At 39.2% G+C, this 18867-nt stretch carries 15 protein-coding genes and 2 tRNA genes; 8 read left to right on the top strand and 9 right to left on the bottom strand.

The annotated features are described in order from the left end of the window. The first annotated feature begins 6 nt into the window (after positions 1 to 6). Both ACUN24_RS22080 and ACUN24_RS22075 read left to right on the top strand, forming a co-directional pair. On the top strand, positions 7 to 1215 hold the full coding sequence (locus ACUN24_RS22080) for a DUF4998 domain-containing protein (protein ID WP_445564481.1): 1209 nt from the start codon (positions 7 to 9) through the stop codon (positions 1213 to 1215). Positions 1216 to 1250: 35 nt separating this feature from the next. After that, entirely contained in the window at positions 1251 to 2189 is a 939-nt protein-coding gene (locus ACUN24_RS22075; protein ID WP_445564480.1) for a hypothetical protein, read from the top strand. Positions 2190 to 3007: 818 nt separating this feature from the next. On the opposite strand, the gene ACUN24_RS22070 is transcribed toward ACUN24_RS22075, so the two are convergent. Further along, a complete protein-coding gene (locus ACUN24_RS22070; protein ID WP_445565154.1) occupies positions 3008 to 3211 on the bottom strand; it encodes a helix-turn-helix domain-containing protein in 204 nt (67 codons plus the stop codon). Between the two features lie 319 nt (positions 3212 to 3530). On the opposite strand from ACUN24_RS22070, the gene ACUN24_RS22065 reads away from it, so the two are divergent. After that, on the top strand, positions 3531 to 4304 hold the full coding sequence (locus ACUN24_RS22065) for a hypothetical protein (protein WP_445564479.1): 774 nt from the start codon (positions 3531 to 3533) through the stop codon (positions 4302 to 4304). A 690-nt stretch (positions 4305 to 4994) separates the two neighbouring features. Here ACUN24_RS22065 and ACUN24_RS22060 read toward each other — a convergent pair. From ACUN24_RS22060 to ACUN24_RS22050, 3 genes are all read right to left on the bottom strand, one after another. Continuing rightward, a tRNA-Leu gene (locus ACUN24_RS22060) sits at positions 4995 to 5078 on the bottom strand. A gap of 69 nt (positions 5079 to 5147) precedes the next feature. Next, positions 5148 to 5223 (bottom strand) — tRNA-Gly (locus tag ACUN24_RS22055). A 94-nt stretch (positions 5224 to 5317) separates the two neighbouring features. Then, entirely contained in the window at positions 5318 to 5806 is a 489-nt protein-coding gene (locus tag ACUN24_RS22050; RefSeq protein ID WP_315423217.1) for a regulatory protein RecX, read from the bottom strand. A gap of 61 nt (positions 5807 to 5867) precedes the next feature. Between ACUN24_RS22050 and ACUN24_RS22045 the strand changes: the two genes are divergently transcribed. From ACUN24_RS22045 to ACUN24_RS22035, 3 genes are all read left to right on the top strand, one after another. After that, positions 5868 to 8327: a bifunctional UDP-N-acetylmuramoyl-tripeptide:D-alanyl-D-alanine ligase/alanine racemase gene (locus tag ACUN24_RS22045; RefSeq protein WP_445564478.1), complete on the top strand. Its 2460-nt coding sequence runs from the start codon at positions 5868 to 5870 to the stop codon at positions 8325 to 8327. 99 nt (positions 8328 to 8426) lie between these two features. Next, on the top strand, positions 8427 to 9017 hold the full coding sequence (locus ACUN24_RS22040; protein ID WP_445564477.1) for a DUF502 domain-containing protein: 591 nt from the start codon (positions 8427 to 8429) through the stop codon (positions 9015 to 9017). 1090 nt (positions 9018 to 10107) lie between these two features. Further along, complete coding sequence (locus ACUN24_RS22035; protein WP_445565140.1) at positions 10108 to 11391, top strand: IS4 family transposase; 1284 nt, start codon at positions 10108 to 10110, stop codon at positions 11389 to 11391. 83 nt (positions 11392 to 11474) lie between these two features. On the opposite strand, the gene ACUN24_RS22030 is transcribed toward ACUN24_RS22035, so the two are convergent. The 4 genes from ACUN24_RS22030 to ACUN24_RS22015 all read right to left on the bottom strand — a co-directional run bounded on the left by ACUN24_RS22030 (position 11475) and on the right by ACUN24_RS22015 (position 14929). Continuing rightward, positions 11475 to 11969: a hypothetical protein gene (locus tag ACUN24_RS22030; protein ID WP_445564476.1), complete on the bottom strand. Its 495-nt coding sequence runs from the start codon at positions 11967 to 11969 to the stop codon at positions 11475 to 11477. A gap of 23 nt (positions 11970 to 11992) precedes the next feature. After that, entirely contained in the window at positions 11993 to 12496 is a 504-nt protein-coding gene (locus tag ACUN24_RS22025) for a hypothetical protein (protein ID WP_445564475.1), read from the bottom strand. Positions 12497 to 12695: 199 nt separating this feature from the next. Continuing rightward, positions 12696 to 13403: an LOG family protein gene (locus ACUN24_RS22020; RefSeq protein ID WP_029278019.1), complete on the bottom strand. Its 708-nt coding sequence runs from the start codon at positions 13401 to 13403 to the stop codon at positions 12696 to 12698. 17 nt (positions 13404 to 13420) lie between these two features. Then, positions 13421 to 14929: a sodium:solute symporter gene (locus tag ACUN24_RS22015; protein ID WP_445564474.1), complete on the bottom strand. Its 1509-nt coding sequence runs from the start codon at positions 14927 to 14929 to the stop codon at positions 13421 to 13423. A gap of 401 nt (positions 14930 to 15330) precedes the next feature. Here ACUN24_RS22015 and recR point away from each other — a divergent pair, with 401 nt between their 5' ends. Next, positions 15331 to 15948 carry a recombination mediator RecR gene (gene recR, locus ACUN24_RS22010; RefSeq protein ID WP_445564473.1) on the top strand — a complete coding sequence of 206 codons (618 nt, stop codon included), beginning with the start codon at positions 15331 to 15333 and terminating at the stop codon, positions 15946 to 15948. Between the two features lie 71 nt (positions 15949 to 16019). Further along, the gene (locus tag ACUN24_RS22005; RefSeq protein WP_445564472.1) at positions 16020 to 16832 is read left to right on the top strand and encodes an SDR family oxidoreductase; all 813 of its coding nucleotides are present in this window, start codon (positions 16020 to 16022) and stop codon (positions 16830 to 16832) included. 790 nt (positions 16833 to 17622) lie between these two features. Here the strand turns inward: ACUN24_RS22005 and ACUN24_RS22000 are convergent. Continuing rightward, positions 17623 to 18564 (bottom strand): ion channel, encoded by a 942-nt coding sequence (locus ACUN24_RS22000; RefSeq protein ID WP_445564471.1) that lies wholly within the window; start codon positions 18562 to 18564, stop codon positions 17623 to 17625. Positions 18565 to 18867 lie beyond the last annotated feature (303 nt).

The raw sequence follows: 18867 nt of genomic DNA, 5'->3' as shown, positions 1-18867 counted from the left end.
AAGCAGATGACAACTAAACATATCAACAGCATTTTAATGGTTTTTATGGCCATTGTGGTTCTTTGTGGCTGTAGCAAGGATGCGCTAGATTACAGAAAATACCTTGACGGAAAAGAACGCATATATCCAGGCTTTGCCGGCAAGGTTGGTGCCGCACCAGGAAATTACAGGGTAAAGCTCAACTGGAAGGCAAGTCCCGATCCGAGTGTAACCCATTATCGGATATTCTGGAACAATTCGGCAGATTCATTGGAAATGAAAGCGCCAGACCGTAGCGTCACTGATGTATCAGTAATTATTCCCAAACTGGTAGAATATAATTATTCCTTTACCATTTACTCTTACGATAAGGCTGGCAATAAATCAGTACCGGTACAAATCAGCAACGTAAAAATTTATGGCGATAGCTACAAATCGAGCCTTACCAACAGGTTCTTAGTTTCAACAAATCCTTATCAGCTGGATGATACCGGCATTACACTCAATTTTGAAAAACCAGATACTATTAATATTACAACCGAAATACGCTATACCTATAAAGATGGTACCATTCGTAAAAGCGCATTAAGTCCTGATGAAAATTCAATCAGGCTTGCTGATTATAAAACCGGAACAAAGATTTATTTCAGGTCGGCCTATGTGCCGGTAAAATCGGCTATTGATACCTTTTATACAGCAGATTACGATTCTTTGAGTAATATTATGGTACCAGTTGATAAATCACTGTTCCGTCCGCTAAAGCTAGCGAATGATGTAGGTACTTATTCAGGTGAAACCTCTTTATCTAAACTCTGGAATGGCAACAAGGCTCCAACAGGATATCCGGACATTTTCCATAGCGATGATAAGTCACCGCTTCCACATCACTTCACTTTTGATATGGGGAAAGCGATAGCTAATCTTGCTCAATTCGAAATCATCGGGCGCGACTGTTGTAATAATCCCACCAAATTTGAGATCTGGGGAATCGCAGACCTTACCGGAGCAGAAACGCAGTCACCAGGCAATTCAGCAGGTTGGACAGCTGAATCAAAAGGAAGAGGATGGACGCTGCTTAAAACAGTGGAACGTTCGGATGATGGATCGGCACCATTTAAAGTTACCTTACCTGATGGCCTGCCAGCAATGCGATACATTCGGATCCGGGTAATTGAAGTGGCCAGTGGCGATGCCTATTACAGCAATATTAGTGAAATATCGTTTTGGAATAAGTAGGGATCTCTTCTGTATAATGGAGGAATAATACAATTATGAATAATAAAGCAATCATTTATTTACTAGTCCCGGTATTTTTATTGGGACTGGTTTCAAAATCCGAAGCTCAGGCTCAAGATCAGTTTAACAAATCGATAATCACCCCTGATTCTGTATGGAAAGAGCACTGGTTTGAACATCAGGAAGAACTGAAACTAATAGAAAGTAATGTATATGTGGCTGTTTTTTATGATAAAAATATGCCGACCAATATTAAATGGCCTATCGCCGTAATGGCAAATTGCTGGGCCTATGTTAAACACAACTATGGCGATTTCGGACCGGATCCAAAACTGTATGTGATCTTACATCGCGCGATGGGTAAGGATTATGGAGGAGGACACCCATCACCTTTTTTTGATGCAAGCCACGATTACCGGAACGTGATCGATTGTGGTTTAGCGCAATGGAATAATCCTACCGGCGAGCAAATTGGCATGCCCATACACGAGATGGGACATATCGTAACCAGTGCCAGTCACGGCACAAAAGGCTCGCCTTCTGATGTACTTTGGGGCGACAGTAAGTTTATGGAGATTTTCAATTATGATGTGCTCAAAAACATAGGTATGACCAATGAGGCCAATAAAGTATTTACACAAATGCAGACTCAGTACGACGACTTTCCGAGACAGGGAACGCAGTGGTTCAAAAACTGGTTTTTCCCTATTTACAGTAAGTATGGTGAAGGAAAAGTACTCAACAGGTATTTTGAACTCTTGGCATTAAACTTTCCCAAAAACAAAAGCGGGCGGTACAAAAGAGATCTGAATTTTGGAGAATTTATTCATTTCTGGAGTGGTGCATCTGGAGTAAACCTGCAAGATGTTGCAGAAAAAGCTTTTGGTTGGCCGATCGAATATGATCTTCAGTTTAAACAGGCCCAGAAGGATTTTCCGAAATTAAACTATGAGACTAAAGGTAGCAGCAGATAAGGTGCATGTTGTCATTTAAAATATTCCTTCTGAGGCATTGTTAAGTCAGGACTTAAACAAAACCCAGGTGGATAAGATATCCGGTGAGGACCGGTCATAATTCAGTTGTAATAAGATTTGATCTTTTTATATGCTGATTTTAGTTTGGTGAAAACATAGGTTGCGGTGGATACCCAACCTATGTTTTAGTTTAGGGCAATTTGTTACTGAAGATAAAGTGTGAGCTATCATTATTGCTTCATTGGCTGAAAAAAGCCTTCTCGGAATGACGGTTTTTTCTTGCCTAATCTGCCGTTTCGCTAAGTCAAGAGAAAGTACGAGGTTAAACGTTATTCAGTCATCTTTCCCACGTAGGCCGGCATCTTGAATAACCTGTAAAGGTACAACGATTCCCATCCAACCGCATGGTTATCTGGTTGGGAACGACTGAGGTACTTTCAACGCTAAATAAAGCATTTAGCGCACAGTTCAGGAGAGTGAGAAATGTAAATTTCTTCTTATTCAGATTAGCTAAAATTTATGTCTGGAATTAATCCCCAACTTTTACGATTGATCCGAATTTCCCACTTGATCCCCCTTTTGATTTGATTACTAAAGAATTGAGCGGAAATAAAAAAGGGAAGTCTAATCATTTAGATCGGACTTCCCTTCGTGTACGGCCAAAAGTACGAATTTCGGAACATTTTACAAGTGATTTGCAATTATTAATCAATGTGATATTAAAAAAAAACTGATAGACAGGGCAAAAAAATTTTTATCACATCGTTTTTTACACCTCATAAGATGTCCTTGCAAAATTGGCCCTATATTCAATTAGACTAAGTCCTGTAATTTTTAAAAGTGTTTCTAAACGCTCTCATATCTGTATAACCTACCTCGTAGATAATTTCAGTAACATTTTTTCTTGCGGCCTCAAAAAAAGTTTTAGCTGCTTCGATCCGAACTCTTTGTAGATACTCTGTGACGGTATTATTAGTAGCATCTTTAAACCTTCTTTCAAAAGTTCTACGGCTTGAATTAATTAAAGCCGCTAAATTGTTCGTTAATATTCCATTACTATAATTTTTTCAATGTGATGTTGTGCTTTTTGAATATCATCATCACCGTGATTTCGCTGGCCTTTGAATATGGCGAATTGAGATTGACTATCTCGGCCAATATCTAATGCAAAGTATTTTGAAACCATAATAGCTATTTCCCGGTGAGGATACGCATTGCCCGGCAATTTACCTCAATTAATTTTTTTTGGCCGCGTCAGCAGATATTTGTACTTTGTTGCGGATTTACATCTTTTCATCAACCTGTAAATCACTTTATAAACACTTCACTACTATAAAAAACATGCTACTACCAGAATTGAACGGACTGCTGATCCGGATATTCAACAGCAATAGTAACGGCCAGGAGATTTACTTTGTAGACGAGGGCAAGGCTCGCCAAATCATGCCCGGCGATAAGTTTGACGCCATGTTCAACCAGAATGCACGGGTGTTTGATTTTACGTTCGAGCATAAAGACACTATCGATATTGGAACCACTATGGTTGGCTCAATCTTTTTTCAATATGACAAAAATTACTATATGTGGGATGAAAACAAAAATCGCCATATCGTTGATCCGGCGACCATGTACCGCTGCAACTTCAACGGCAGCGCAAAGAGGAGTCCCACCAACCCCCTGGACTTCCCGGACATGTTGGGGAGACCCATCCAATGGATACCCAAGCATAATGGGAACCGGGTGAAAACGCCGAATGATCCCGCTATATATCTTATCGACAGGGGGCAGAAACGTCATATACTTGACCCCAATACCTATACCAGCCTCTTTGGGAGCAATGACCAAGTACAGTTTGTTCAGAACCTCGATGATATTCCAAACGGTCCGGAGCTCAGTAACAAAACAACTGGGCTCGTGAGAGCAAATGACCAGCCTGGCGGAGCCCATGTTTATCTGCTTGACCACGGCTACAAACGGCTGATCAGTGGAAATCATGCCATGGAAGCGATTGGTTACGGTTTCGGGGGAGGCCACGTGACCAATATGTCATGGTTCACGCTCTTTGAATACCCGAACGGCAGACCGATCGTGTGGCCTCCGGAGAATCAGGCCTAAACCATCAGCTAAAATGAGGCGATCAGTGTCTTTCACCTAAAAGGACTGAGGTACCAGTAATCATTTCCTCTAATTTTTTTCGGTTCTTGACCGAGGGTGGTAAGGTAATCCACCATGTCCATTTTGTTGGCCTCCGCGCAGGATAGCCTCTTTCTCACTTGTTCCATATCACTTTATCTTTTTGAAAGTGACACAAAACTAAAGTTGATAAAGGGCATGGCAATGACCTGAATAAATTCTAAAGTTGTTGGAACACAAATGCTTTAAGAGAAAATACCCATAATATGGTATTGCGAATCTCTTTTATACGTTCTATCTTTCGTCGAAATAAACCGACAAATTGAAAATGAAACAGCTCTTAACAATTTTGCTCCTAATATTTGTGAGCATGTCCCTTTACGGACAATCTACCCAATTTCGTTACAGGGTCAGAGTATCTAAAAACCACATTGTTCTCCAAACTAAAAAGGGAGGGATAACCGAGAAGGTACCCATTAAAAAGGGTGATATTTTTCTTGCCTAATCTTTGCGTCTCACTAAGTCAAGAGAAGTTCTTCTTATTTAGATTATCGAAAATATATGCTTAAAGCCCCCAACTTTTACGCTTGATCCGTCTTTACTTGATTGCTAAAGAATTGAGCGGAAATAAAAAAGGGAAGTCTGATCATTTAGATCGGACTTCCCGTCGTGTACTCGGGGCGGGAATCGAACCCGCACGCCTTTGAAAGCACAGGATTTTAAGTCCTGCGTGTCTACCAGTTCCACCACCCGAGCATTAGCCGCTGCCGATCTCCATCGGCTTGGTTAACTTTAAAATAAATGCCTTCTGGTAGGAAGGCATTTTGGAGCGAAAGACGAGATTCGAACTCGCGACCCCGACCTTGGCAAGGTCGTGCTCTACCAACTGAGCTACTTTCGCATTTACAAAACTGATGTTGTTGTTTCGTTTTGGTGATGCAAATATAGGTAGATTTATATTTCTGTCAAGAGATTTCTTGTTAAAAATTTAATATTTAATTTAAATTGCTGGCTTTCAGTACCAGTAAAATTAAATCAGTTTCAAAACCTTTTGCCTGAAGGTAGCTCATCAGCTTATTTTTCCGTTTGAACGCATCATTTTCACCCAGACTTTCTGCTTTTTTAACCGCTAATTTTTCTATCGTTTGCAAATAATCATCTTCATCGATACTGTAAATTGCTTTTTGTAAAATTTTATCAGGAACGCCTTTTAATTTTAAGCCCTGTTTAATTTTAACCCGGCCCCAATGTTTGATGTTGAATTTGCCCGATGCATAACTTTTGGCAAACCTTTCTTCATTCAAAAAATTGTTGATGATCAGGTCTGTAATAATTTCTTCCAGTTCATCTCCCCGCATTCCCCATTCTACCAATTTGTACCGTACCTCTTTTTGTGAACGTTCCTGGTAAACGCAAAAACTTTCGGCTTTCGCCAAAGCTTGCTTTTTATCTAATAATACTGCTTCTTGTTTACCGCTTTTCATAATTAATTACTGAAATTCGTAAAAATAAAAGCGATTACCGTATTTTTCTTAATATAATAGCATGCAAAATCCAATATATACCGTTGCCAGAATAGCCGAAATTTTAAATGCCGCTCCCAAATTATTTGATAGCGAGGCGATTATTCGTTACCTGATAATTGATAGCCGTTCCGTTTTAGTGCCGGAAAATTCTATGTTTTTTGCGCTTTCCTCACATCGCGATGGACATGAATTTATTAAAGATGCCTATGCAAAAGAAATCAGAAATTTTGTAATTACCGAAGCGAAATACATTCACGAATATCCAGACTGCAATTTTTTATTGGTACATGATGCCTTGGAAGCGCTACAACAATTAAGCGCTTATCATCGGAATCAATTTGATTTAAAAACAATAGGTATTACGGGGAGCAACGGCAAAACTATTGTTAAAGAATGGTTATATCAGCTTTTGGCAACCGACTTTAATATTGTTAAAAGTCCGAAAAGTTATAATTCGCAAATAGGAGTGCCGCTTTCAGTATGGCAGATTGAGGCTGATGATACCTTAGGCATTTTTGAAGCTGGTATTTCAGCGGTTAATGAGATGCAGCATTTGGCCGGAATTATTCTTCCTGAAATCGGAATCTTAACCAATATCGGCGAAGCACATGCGGAAGGATTCGGTTCTAAAAAAGAAAAACTCACGGAGAAACTGAAACTCTTTGCAACGTCTGAACTATTTATTTACTCGCCAGAATATGTAACCGAAGTAAGTGCAAAAGATTTGCCCGGTAAGAAAAAGTTTAGCTGGAGCAGCAAGCAGCTTGCTGACCTGCAGATTACTACTGTTGAACCCATTGAAGGGAATTGCTATTTAAGGGCCATTTATCAGCATACCGAAATAGAGTGTATGCTGCCTTTTAAAGATAAAGCCTCGATAGAAAATGGCATGATCTGCTGGGCAACTTTATTGGCTTTGGATTACACACCTGAACAGGCCGATCAGCGCTTGGAAAAGCTGAGCCATGTAAGCATGCGTCTTGAACTAAAGAACGGGATAAATCAGTGCTCCATTATTGATGATTCTTACAGTGCTGATATTTCTTCATTGGCTATAGCGCTGGATTTTTTAAATCAACAGAACCAACACCCTAAGAAAACCGTTATCCTTTCCGAATTATTCGAAACCGGGAGAGATGATCTTGATTTATATACCGAAATAGCCGGATTGCTCTCACAGAAAAAGGTAAATAGGTTAATTGGTATCGGAACACATATTTCGCGTTATGCCGATCTTTTTAATTTCGAAACTCAGTTTTTTGAGGATACCAATGCTTTTGTAGAGGCTTTTCCGGGTTTGCAGTTTAACCACGAAACCATATTGGTAAAAGGAGCCAGGCGGTTTGAATTTGGACGCATCAGTAAACTGCTCACCCAAAAGATACATGACACTGTTTTAGAAATCGACCTGAATGCCATGGTAGGCAACCTACAATTTTACCGTTCCAAAATTAAGCCTGGCGTTAAAATAATGGCGATGGTGAAGGCCTTTTCGTATGGAAGCGGAAGTTTCGAAATCGCAAATTTATTGCAGTTCCATAAGGTAGATTATCTGGCTGTAGCCTATGCCGATGAAGGTATTGCTTTGAGGAAAGCCGGAATTACGCTGCCCATTATGGTGATGAGCCCTGAAGAATCTGCTTTTGAAGCCATCATTAAACATAAACTCGAACCTGAAATTTATAGTGTAGAGATTCTGAACAGCTTTTTAAATGCACTATCGGATTATGATTTCGATTATCCGATCCATATTAAGATAGATAGCGGCATGCACCGCTTAGGTTTCGATCAAGCTGAAATGGATGCCTTATCTGATCTGCTAAAGGATTCGGCCAGGGTAAAGGTTCAAAGTATTTTCTCCCATTTGGTGGCAAGTGATGCTGCAGAACACGATAGATTTACACAACAACAGATCGAAAGGTTTAAAATCATCGCTAATCAGTTGTTAAATGTTTTAAGTTATAAACCGCTGCTTCATATATCCAATACTTCTGGCATTTCACGCTGGCCCGAAGCGCAGATGGATATGGTTCGTTTGGGGATTGGTTTATATGGTTTCGATTCTGCTTTGGCCAATAACCGTGGTTTACAGACGGTAATGGTGCTTAAAACTACTGTTACGCAGGTGAAGACTTTAGCTCCCGGAGAAACTGTAGGATACAGCAGGAAAGGGGTGATGCCAAACGGTGGAAAAATAGCAACGGTGAAAATTGGCTACGCAGACGGATACACCAGGTATTTTGGCAATGGGGTTGGTAAAATGCTCATCAATGGACATCTGGTGCCTACAATTGGCTCGATCTGTATGGATATGACGATGTTAGATGTTTCGGGGATTGATGTGAAACCTGGCGATGAAGCTATTGTTTTTAATAAAGAACAAACCATTATGCAGTTGGCCAAAGATATCGGTACCATTCCGTATGAAATTCTGACGAATATCTCGCAAAGAGTAAAAAGGGTTTATTTTTATGAGTAAGAGCTATGCTAAATTGTTTAATTGATATATTGTTGGCTGTACAGCGTTAACAATTGAGCAATTAAACAATTCTAACCATATTTTTCCTAATTTTGCACCATGAATAAAGTCGGGAAAGCTATTTTAAACTATTTGATTAAAGGTTTATTAATTGTTGTACCCATTGCCGTGAGTATTTTTATTGTGGTTTGGGCGGTTACAACTGTTGATAGCTGGTTAAATGTAAACAATATTTTAGGCGTAAATCCCAATACAGGCGAAAGCCGGAATATCCCTGGTTTAGGTTTGCTGACGGTTTTAGCCCTTATTTTGCTGGCCGGTATTTTTGTAACCAATTTGGTAACCGAACCTATGTATAACTGGTTCCAGCGGATGATGCAACGGTTACCTTTGCTTAATTTTATTTATTCATCCATAAAAGATTTAACAGAGGCTTTTGTTGGCGATGAGAAAAAATTTAACCACCCGGTGCTGGTGGAAGTAGAGGGAGGCTTAAAAAAGATCGGCTTTTTAACGCAGAACGATCTGCATAAACTCGATCTGCCTGATGAAGTAGCAGTCTATTTTCCACTTTCTTATTCTTTTGCAGGTCAGCTTTGTATTGTAAGAAGAGATAAGGTGACGGATTTGCAGATGACAGCCGCTGATGCCATGAAACTGGTGGTAAGTGGTGGTGTAAGCGGACTTTAACCATTTCCATATGATTACGATATATCATAATAACAGGTGCACCAAAAGCCGTTGTGCTTTGGTAGAGCTCTAATCTAGTCGTAGCGTCTCGCTACGTGATGAAATAGTGCTTTAAAGGCGATATTAATATTTCTATTGCCCTAGTGAGATGCTAAAACCACATCGTTTCGTCGTTATATCTGATGACTGCCCGCGCACAATAGCCCTGATGGAAATGGAAATCCCTTTTGGGTACCGGTAATTGTTGGTATAGAATAATTCCCAAAAGGATTGGAATGTACAGCAGGACCGGAACCGCCCTATTGATTACGGATATTAGCGCTTCAAAAAGAAACGACTTTAGCCCTAGTGTCCCGATACGAGACTGAATAATTCTATAAAGTTGAGATTAATACTTTTTATTGTCTTAGCGAGACGCTAAGACCAGATTGGGTCTGAGGGGGTAAGCGAGAGGGGAGGGCTTAGGAAGTTTTTCCTGAGGTACGTCAAGGCTTTCTCATAAATATAGAATTGTCATCCCTGAGCTTGTCGAAGGACCTATTCAAATATTTTACAAGGCGTTTCGACAGGCTCAACGTGACAAATTCAATTACAATTTATGATACAGCTTCCTTTATTGCAGGATAGATGCTGACCACTAATCTAGTCTTAGCCTCTCTTTACGAGATTGAATAATTCTATAAAGTTGAGATTAATAATTTTTATTGTCTTAGCGAGACGCTAAGACCAGATTAGGATCGTTTTGTAATTATATCTGATAACTGCCCGCGCACAATAGCCCTGATGGAAATGGAAATCCCTTTTGGGTACCGGTAATTGTTAGTATAGAATAATTCCCAAAAGGATTGGAATGTACAGCAGGACCGGAACCGCCCTATTGATTACGGGTATTAGCGCTTCAAAAAGAAACGACTTTAGTCTTAGTGTCTCGCTACGAGACTGAATAATTCTATAAAGGTGAGATTAATATTTTTTAGTGTCTTAGCGAGACGCTAACAATGCTATTAAGTTAAGGGTTTTGGGATTTTCAGATAGTTTTTTTGTATATTTATATACAATCAAAAAAGATACATGAGTTTAATTTCCAGCAATATTTCCAAGGAGAAACATATCGTTTCTCCTAAAAAAAACATGTGATTTTATTCAAAAAAATCCGACCCCTGAGAAGTATATTACCAAAGCAAAGTTTTTCATCAGAAAGCGCTCACTTACCTTTCCTATCGTAGTTACCTCAATTTTGAATCTATTCAAGGAATCTGTTGAATACAATATTTCAACTCTATTGCCCAAATTCAAAGTCAAAACAGTTACTGGGGCAGCTTTCTCACTGGCTCGTTATAAGGTCGAAATTTCATTTTTTAAGGATCTGAACAGCATACTTGTGGATTTTCATCAACGACACTATGTTAGACGTTGGAAAGGCTTTCAGTTGATCGCCGGCGATGGCTCAACGGTCTCGCTGCCTGCATCACCGGGTATAAAAAAACACTTTGGCGTTTATTCTGAAAATGAAAATGGTGCCAAAAGTTGTCTTGCCCAATTGTTTATGCTTTTTGACATCAACACAAAGACAGTATTGGCGAGTCGGATAAGCGAGATGAAGAACTCAGAGAGAACTCTTTTCAAGGATTGCCTAAACAACCTGGCGGTCGATAAGGCTATTTTTATCTTAGACAGGGGATTTGGTTACTTCAATATATTCAAGAGGCTTATCGAACAGAAAAGTGACTTTTGTATCAGGGTTAGCTCATCGAATTCTACCTTTGCCAAACAGGTAATGAATAATCCATCTGAGGATTTTATTACGGAGTGGCAACCAAGTTTAAGGGAAAAAAGGACCTGTGCCGAGCATGGGCAAGATTGCGAACCCATAAAAGTAAGAGTTTCGAAAATCAAACTAACAACAGGTGAGATCGAACTATTGATATCCTCACTTGAGCCTAAGAATATCAGCTTAGCAGATATTAACCAGCTTTATACTTTCAGGTGGGGGATTGAAGAGGGTTTTAAAAAGCTCAAGCCCAAAATGAAACTCGAGCAGTTTGGTAGCCGTAAGCCAGAAGGCATACACCAGGAATTTGAGGCCCATATTTTCATGATGAATCTCGTTGCTTTACTGGGGATTACCGCACAGGACACGATTGAAAAAAACACGGATAAAAGAAGATACGATTATATCTTCAACTGGCAAAATGCATTCAGATTTGTTAGGAACAGCCTAATTGAGTTAGTCATGGGATCAAAACTGAAAACAATAATTAAACGGCTAATAGAGCAAATTTCTAAAACTGTAGTTGCGGTAAAGCCAACAAGAAGCTTTCCCAGAATTAAAGTTCGGCAAAATAAAAGCAGGTTGCACCAGACATATAAATAGCTTAACTTAATAGCATTGGAGACGCTAAGACTAGATTGTTCAGATTGTCGCTTACAGATTCTTCGCTACGCTCAGAATGACAACTAAAAAATACTTTTAAAAGTAAGCACGCAGAATATAAAAATAATCAGGCCGAAAATCAGTCTCGAATAATATTCCCTTATAAAAAGGCCACATAGTACCAGCATATCATCATCAACATTGGTATGGATCAATCCACTTCCTGCTGAAGCATTAAAAAGAATCTGTTTGTCTTTATGGTTATTTAAAGACCAACGGCTTAACAAGCTGTTTTGATAACTCCAATCGAAAGTTTCGCCAGAGGCAAATACAATCCTGGCTTTAAAACCCAGCCAGTCGTAAGTAATTACGGCCAAAACCGTATTCTGGTTGTCTAGGATTTTAGTTTCCGGTTTAGAAAACCCTTCACTTTTTAGCAGGTAAATACCTGCCTGAGTAGTGGCTATTGCCGTATTTTTCCACGAACCAAAATTGATGGAAAATTTTAAATAGCCATTGTTTATTACCTGATAATTACTATCAAATAAACCTTTTCTCCAACTTAATACCTGTTCCATCTCACAAAAAGGTTAAATTATAATTAATGATGACGAAGTGTCGATGTGGTAATAACCGGAACGATGCAGGCAATCATGAGGGCTGTCCGTTTGTTGTAAACCTGTTTAATAAATAAACCGGTTATTATTAATAATTTATTATCTGTATTGGAAGATATTGTGCCACTGTTGCTACTCGAAGTGTAAATAATATGCTCATCCTTATAGTTGCTTACCGTCCATTGCGATTTCCAGATACCGGTTGATTTCCATTCGTACTGTTCGCCAGTGTTTAAACTAATCACAGCCATCGATTTCCAGCTATCGTAATTAATGATTGCAATAACCTCAAGCGTTTTTCTATCAATTACTTTAGTCCTCGATTTCCAAAAACCGTCATTAGCGAATTGATAGTTTTTATCTTCAAACATGCTTTCTGCATCGCTTCTCCAGCTGCTAAAAGAAATCATACCTTTTTGAACACCATCTGCAAAAAGCTGAAAGTTTCCGTTAAGCCAATTACTTTTCCAATTGATAAATTTCGACATTTTAATTGCGTTTTATTTTAGATGGCAGTTGGTTAAAGTTGTTACATAAAAAAAGTGCTTATTGTTTGTAAGCACTTTTTCAGTTAATACTAGTTTTCAATTGGCAGTTAACTGTTTTTAGTTAACCAGTGCCAACAACTAATCGGTTGTCGTCTGGAACAGACTAATGAACCAATGGCAAATGAACCATTGAACCTTTCTAAAAATTCGGTTTAAGTACATATTTATCGTAGAAACGGAAAATATGCTCTGCAGCTTCTTCTGCGGTATCTACCAACCTGAAAAGGTTTAAATCTTCTTCGTGGATGTTATGTTCTTTTTGAAGCATCGTACCTTTAATCCAGTCAATTAATCCACCCCAATAATCAACACCAACCAATACGATTGGGAAACGTGCAATTTTGCCGGTCTGGATAAGGGTTAAGGCTTCAAATAGCTCATCCATGGTACCAAAACCACCTGGTAAAACCACAAAACCCTGACTGTATTTCATGAACATCACCTTACGTACAAAGAAATAATCAAATTCCAGTAATTTATTATGATCAATGTATTTATTGTGGAACTGCTCAAAAGGCAACTCAATGTTTAAACCTACCGATTTTCCGCCGTTCGTGTGGGCGCCTTTGTTACCGGCTTCCATAATGCCCGGGCCACCGCCTGTAATAACACCGTAACCGCGATCGGTTAATAATTTACCACATTGTTCTGCCAATTGATAATATCTATGCGTTTGAGCGGTACGCGCTGAACCGTAAATGGTAACACATGGGCCAATTTTAGCCAGTTTTTCAAAGCCGTCTACAAATTCGGCCATGATTTTAAAAATTTGCCAGGAATCGGTTACTTTAATTTCCTGCCAGTCTTTGTTTTCGAAAGCGCTTCTAATTTTTTCTTCACTCGTCATATACTGTTATTCTAATATTAAAATTTGGTTTGCGCATCAGTTTTTTTGCTGATGAACAACAAGCCTATAAACGTGATTAAACCGTTAATCAAAATCAGTTCAACACTAAAAACGTAACCGCCCAATAATCTGGTCGAATTCGTTGCAAGCAAGTAACATAAAAAAGGTGATAATAAGCAAACTATCGGCACTAATTTATCATGAAGTCCGCGTTTTTTTACAAATAATCCAAAACTATATAAGCCTAAAAGCGGTCCGTAGGTGTAGGAGGCAATGGTGAAAATTAAACTCACCACGGATGAACTGTTAAATGCATTGATGACGAGAATCACTAAAAACATCAAAATTGAAAAGGCGATGTGTACGGTATGGCGTTTTTTTACCGCGTCTTTTGCATTTACATTTTCTGCTTTATCCATGCCTAAAAAGTCGACACAAAACGAGGTGGTTAAAGCCGTTAAAGCCGAATCTGTAGTGGCGAAGGTGGCTGCGGTTAAACCCAGCATAAAGATAATGGCCGGTATAGCGCCCAGGTTGTTCAACGCAATTTCGGGAAATAGTAAATCTGTTCGGGGTTTTCCGGTAATATGATCCAATGGTATATCGATGCCGTTTTTTGCCGCGAAAATGTATAACAAGGCGCCCACGCTTAAAAAGAAAACATTCAGAATCACAAATACACCCGTAAAAGTGAACATGTTTTTTTGTGCCTCTTTTATGGTGCCCATGCTCAGGTTTTTCTGCATCAGATCCTGGTCTAAGCCCGTCATGGCAATGGTCACAAAAATACCGCCGATAAACTGTTTACTGAAATAGAACTTATTGGTCAGGAAATCATCTAAAAAGAATATCTTGGAATAACTACTGTTTTTTACCGTCTCAAATGCCTGCGGAATATTGAAATTTAAACTGTTGCAGATAAAATAAATAGTTAAGAAAACGGATAAAACGAGGAAAAACGTTTGTAAAGTATCGGTAATAATAATTGTTTTTAATCCACCTTTAAAAGTGTACGACCATATCAATGCCAGTGAAATCAATACCGTTAACCAGAAGGGGATCCCATAATTATCGAAGATAAAACGTTGTAAAACAATCACTACCAAATACAATCTTGTCGCGGAACCCAATGTACGGCTCAATAAAAAGATCGATGCTGCGGTTTTGTAGCTATAATGGCCTAATCTCTTTTCAATATAGCTATAAATCGAGGTTAAGTTCATCCGGTAGTAAAGCGGAAGCAGAACTGTAGCGATGATGATAAAGCCAACCGCATTGCCGAGCACAAACTGGAAATATTGAAACTGGTTTCCGCTGGGTGCGCCAACTTCACCAGGTACGGATATAAAGGTAACACCAGAAAGGGCAGTGCCGATCATTCCAAAGGCAACCAGGTACCATTTAGAGTTCCGGTTGGCAACAAAGAAGGTCGAATTATCGGATGAGTTTTTTGAGGTTACAAAGGAAATAATGATCAGCAATAAAAAGTAACCGATCAGGAAACACAATAGAATGGTTGGAGACATAGTTTCGTATTAAGCTGATAAATGTAAAGAAAACTATCAAATCAAGCAATATTGTTGTTAGTCGGAAGTCCGTGTTAGGGAGTCCGAAGTCGGAAGTCCGAAGTTAAAACGTCCAATAACCAATATGCAATTATCAGACACCTAAAATCAAATATACAAATGATTAATAAACGCTAATCAGTTTTCAGTTGGTAATTTGCAGTTACTATTGGCCATGAACTATCAATCAATATCCAATTTTCAGTTGGCAATTTGCAGTTACTATTGGCTATGAACTATCAACCATTAAACTATTGACCAATGAACCAATATCCAGTTTTTAGTTGGCAATTTGCAGTTACCATTGAACCAATGACTATTGAACTATTGAACTAACAAACCTTTTTACCTATTTTTGCACCATGAATTTTTCATCCAAGCTGCTCGAAGATGCGGTAAACGAATTCTCGAAACTTCCGGGTGTAGGTCAAAAAACGGCTTTACGTTTGGTTTTACATCTTTTAAACAAAGAGCAGGAGGAGGTAAACCAGTTTGGCAATACATTTATCAAGTTAAAACAGCAGATTAAACATTGTACTACCTGTCATAATATTTCTGATTATACCGTATGCGAAATCTGTACTTCGATAAAACGCGATAAAGAAACCATTTGTGTGGTAGAAGATACCCGCGATGTAATGGCGATTGAAAATACAGGGCAATATTTTGGGGTTTACCATGTTTTGGGTGGATTAATTTCCCCAATGGATGGGGTGGGTCCGTCTGATCTGTTTATTGATGGCTTGGTGGCCAGAATGGCATTAGGAGGCATTAAAGAAGTAATTTTAGCGCTCAGTCCGAATATGGAAGGCGATACCACCTTGTTCTATCTCTATAAAAGACTAAAAGAGTTCAATGTTCCGGTAACCACCATTGCTCGTGGAATTGCATTTGGCGGCGAACTCGAATACACAGATGAAATTACACTAGGCCGATCGATTATTACCCGCGTCCCTTACGAAACCGCGATGATGAAATAGGATTAAGATTTACAGGATTTTAGGATTACAGGAATAAAGCATTCAACATTCAAAAAGAAAATCATTTTTTAATGAAAGATAAAGTTATCATCATCACCGGGGCATCAAGCGGAATCGGGAAAGCCTGCGCCGAAGAATTTGCAAAACGTGGTGCCAATCTGGTTTTAGCTGCCCGCCAATATGTAACCCTTTGCGAAATCACTGCAGAACTGGAGAAAAAATATAGCATCAGGGCGGTGGCGGTTCAGGCCGATGTAAGTAAAGAAGCCGACTGCGAACTGATTATTAAACAAGCTTTAGTATCCTTTCAAAAGATTGATATCCTGGTGAACAATGCCGGTTTATCGATGCGTGCCCTATTTAACGATCTGGATTTATCGGTACTTAAAAACCTGATGGATGTAAACTTTTGGGGAACGGTTTACTGTACCAAATATGCTTTGCCAGAGATTTTAAAAACCAAAGGAACAGTGGTTGGCGTTTCATCAATTGCCGGCTATCGTGGCTTGCCAGGCCGTACGGGTTATTCTGCATCTAAATTTGCGATGAACGGATTTATGGAATCTTTGCGTACCGAATTATTGAAGACAGGTGTAAACGTAATGGTGGCTTGCCCTGGTTTTACGGCTTCTAACATCCGCGTAACTGCTCTATCAAAAGATGGCGCTGCTCATGGCGAAACCAGCATGGATGAAGGTAAAATGATGACATCAGAAGAGGTAGCGGGCATTATTGCCGATGGCATTGAACAACGCAAACGTACATTAATCATGACGGGACAAGGGAAATTAGCGGTATGGATGAACAAACTTTTCCCTGCATTTGTAGATAAAAAGGTCTTTGATTTGTTTGCGAAAGAGAAGAATCCGCTGATTAAGGCTTAAGGTAGAGTGTTTAAGGTTTAAGAAGTAAGGTAAATAGAATAGCGTATTGCGGTTAGGGTTTGGCGTTTCGGTGGCACATTTATGTTGGCGGTTTAAGCTAGATTAATTGTCAGTCTGAACGGAGTCTAAGACCCAGTACAATTGTTTAGCGCCTAACCTTATATATTTTAGATAGAACAGAACCTGAAATAAATCCGATATTGGATCAAGGTGACGAATCATGGGTAGAAGGGTTGGTGGTTATAGATAAAGGGTTTAAACTGTAAGGCTTATAGGTTAGCGCCATTAAATTACAAACGCCGAGGTTATACGAAAAGCTTAAAGCAAACAATATTCCCGTTGAAATAAAGGAGATTAAAGGCAAAAGCTATGTACCTATGATCAGTCAGATGATTTTTGGCGGGAATCAATTGTATCAGGATATCTTGGATTTTATACAAAAGACATCTTCGTAAGAGTTGTCAACTTTCTTGCCTCTTGCTATTAAAGTTGACAACTCTGAATCAGTTTTTGGTTCCTCTCTTCTGGAGGGATGCCTGTAAGGTGGGATGGTCTATTTATTGCACTTACCCAAACCCACATAAACCCGATAGCAGCGGAAATCCTTTTTGCTTGCAGCAACCCTCAATTTCATGTCATGCTGAGGTACAAAGCATCTGCCGCCTATGGAACAGATCCTTCGTGCCTCAAGATGACAGCACCACAAAAAGATTGTAGTGGATGGCGGGACTATCGCAACCGATTAGCACCGAAGCCTGCTTTCCAAAAAAACTTTTAAAGCAAGAAATGCTTACACCGTCCTAGTAACCTTATCCAGTTTACTATAATCCATCACCATTTTGCCTTCGTCATTATGGTAATACATTTTCTCAAACCGGGCATCCATTTCTATTTCTTCATCCTGATAACTCGTTCTGGTATGGATCGTCTGCGAAAAGGTGTCGTCAAAAGCTTTAAGAATTACAAAAACCTCTACTTCTGCCAGTTGCAACTCCGTTAGCGATTTTTCGAAAAACGGACTATCTTCGGTAATGGGGTGTACCAGCGTCCAGTTTAACGATAGGATACCAATTTTACTGCGCTCTAAGGGCAAAGGATAAAACTTTCTAACATGTTTGCCATCAACGGTTTCATTATACGACATCACCATCTGCACTTCTACTTCGATAAGCTGATTACGACGCAGGTTAACCAAACGGCACATCAAGCCATGGCCTTTCTCATAAGGAGCAATCACCATTTTTTTACTGAAACTCACTTTAGAAGTAGGTCGGCTAAAACGGCCGTACAATAAACCTGTAGCCAGTGCAAAAGCCAATAAACCCAGCATGCTTTCGAAAGCGGCTAGCACACTAGTAACAAAACCCTGTGGCGAAATGTGGCCATAACCCACCGTAGAAATGGTTTGTGCAGAAAAGAAAAAGGCATCAAAAAACTGATCGCGCAGGGTTACACCTTTGGCGCCATCTAAATTTTCAATCCCAACAACATTATATAAAACTGCAAAAATGGTATTTACCACGAGGTAGGCAAGAAGAATCACAAAGAAAAACCGTGTCCAGCTCATGGTTACCAAACGGGTGTAGGTATCATCAAATTTGAACCAGGGCAATCCGGTACGCTCGATATTTGCTGAACCATCGGGGTTAAGCATGCGTTGGTTTTTGGTTACGGGATTGGATCCGAAACCTAAATCATCATTAAACTGTACTTTTCTTTTAAAGAAAGCCATATATTTTTAGAAAGATTTTGGAATATTAAAAAACAATGTCAATATTTGCTTTATACAAACATGATAATTAAAAACTTAAATAACAATTGGTGGTGGCATAACGAAATTCGTTAGGCAAATTCTATTGTTATATATTTTAAAATATTTTAAACACAACGAAGAGGATTGCCCAAAAAGCAATCCTTTTTTTATGCAGTTTTTTTTTAACCATCGCCACGGTTCGTGGAGACACGAACCGGAATAAACATAATGGTTTGTGGAGACACAAACCATGGCGCAAAATAAAGAGATAAATGAAAATGA

The sequence above is a fragment of the Pedobacter sp. WC2501 genome, assembly GCF_052682415.1.
The sequence above is the reverse complement of the archived record's forward strand: the minus strand, read 5'-3'. Positions and strand labels throughout refer to the sequence as shown.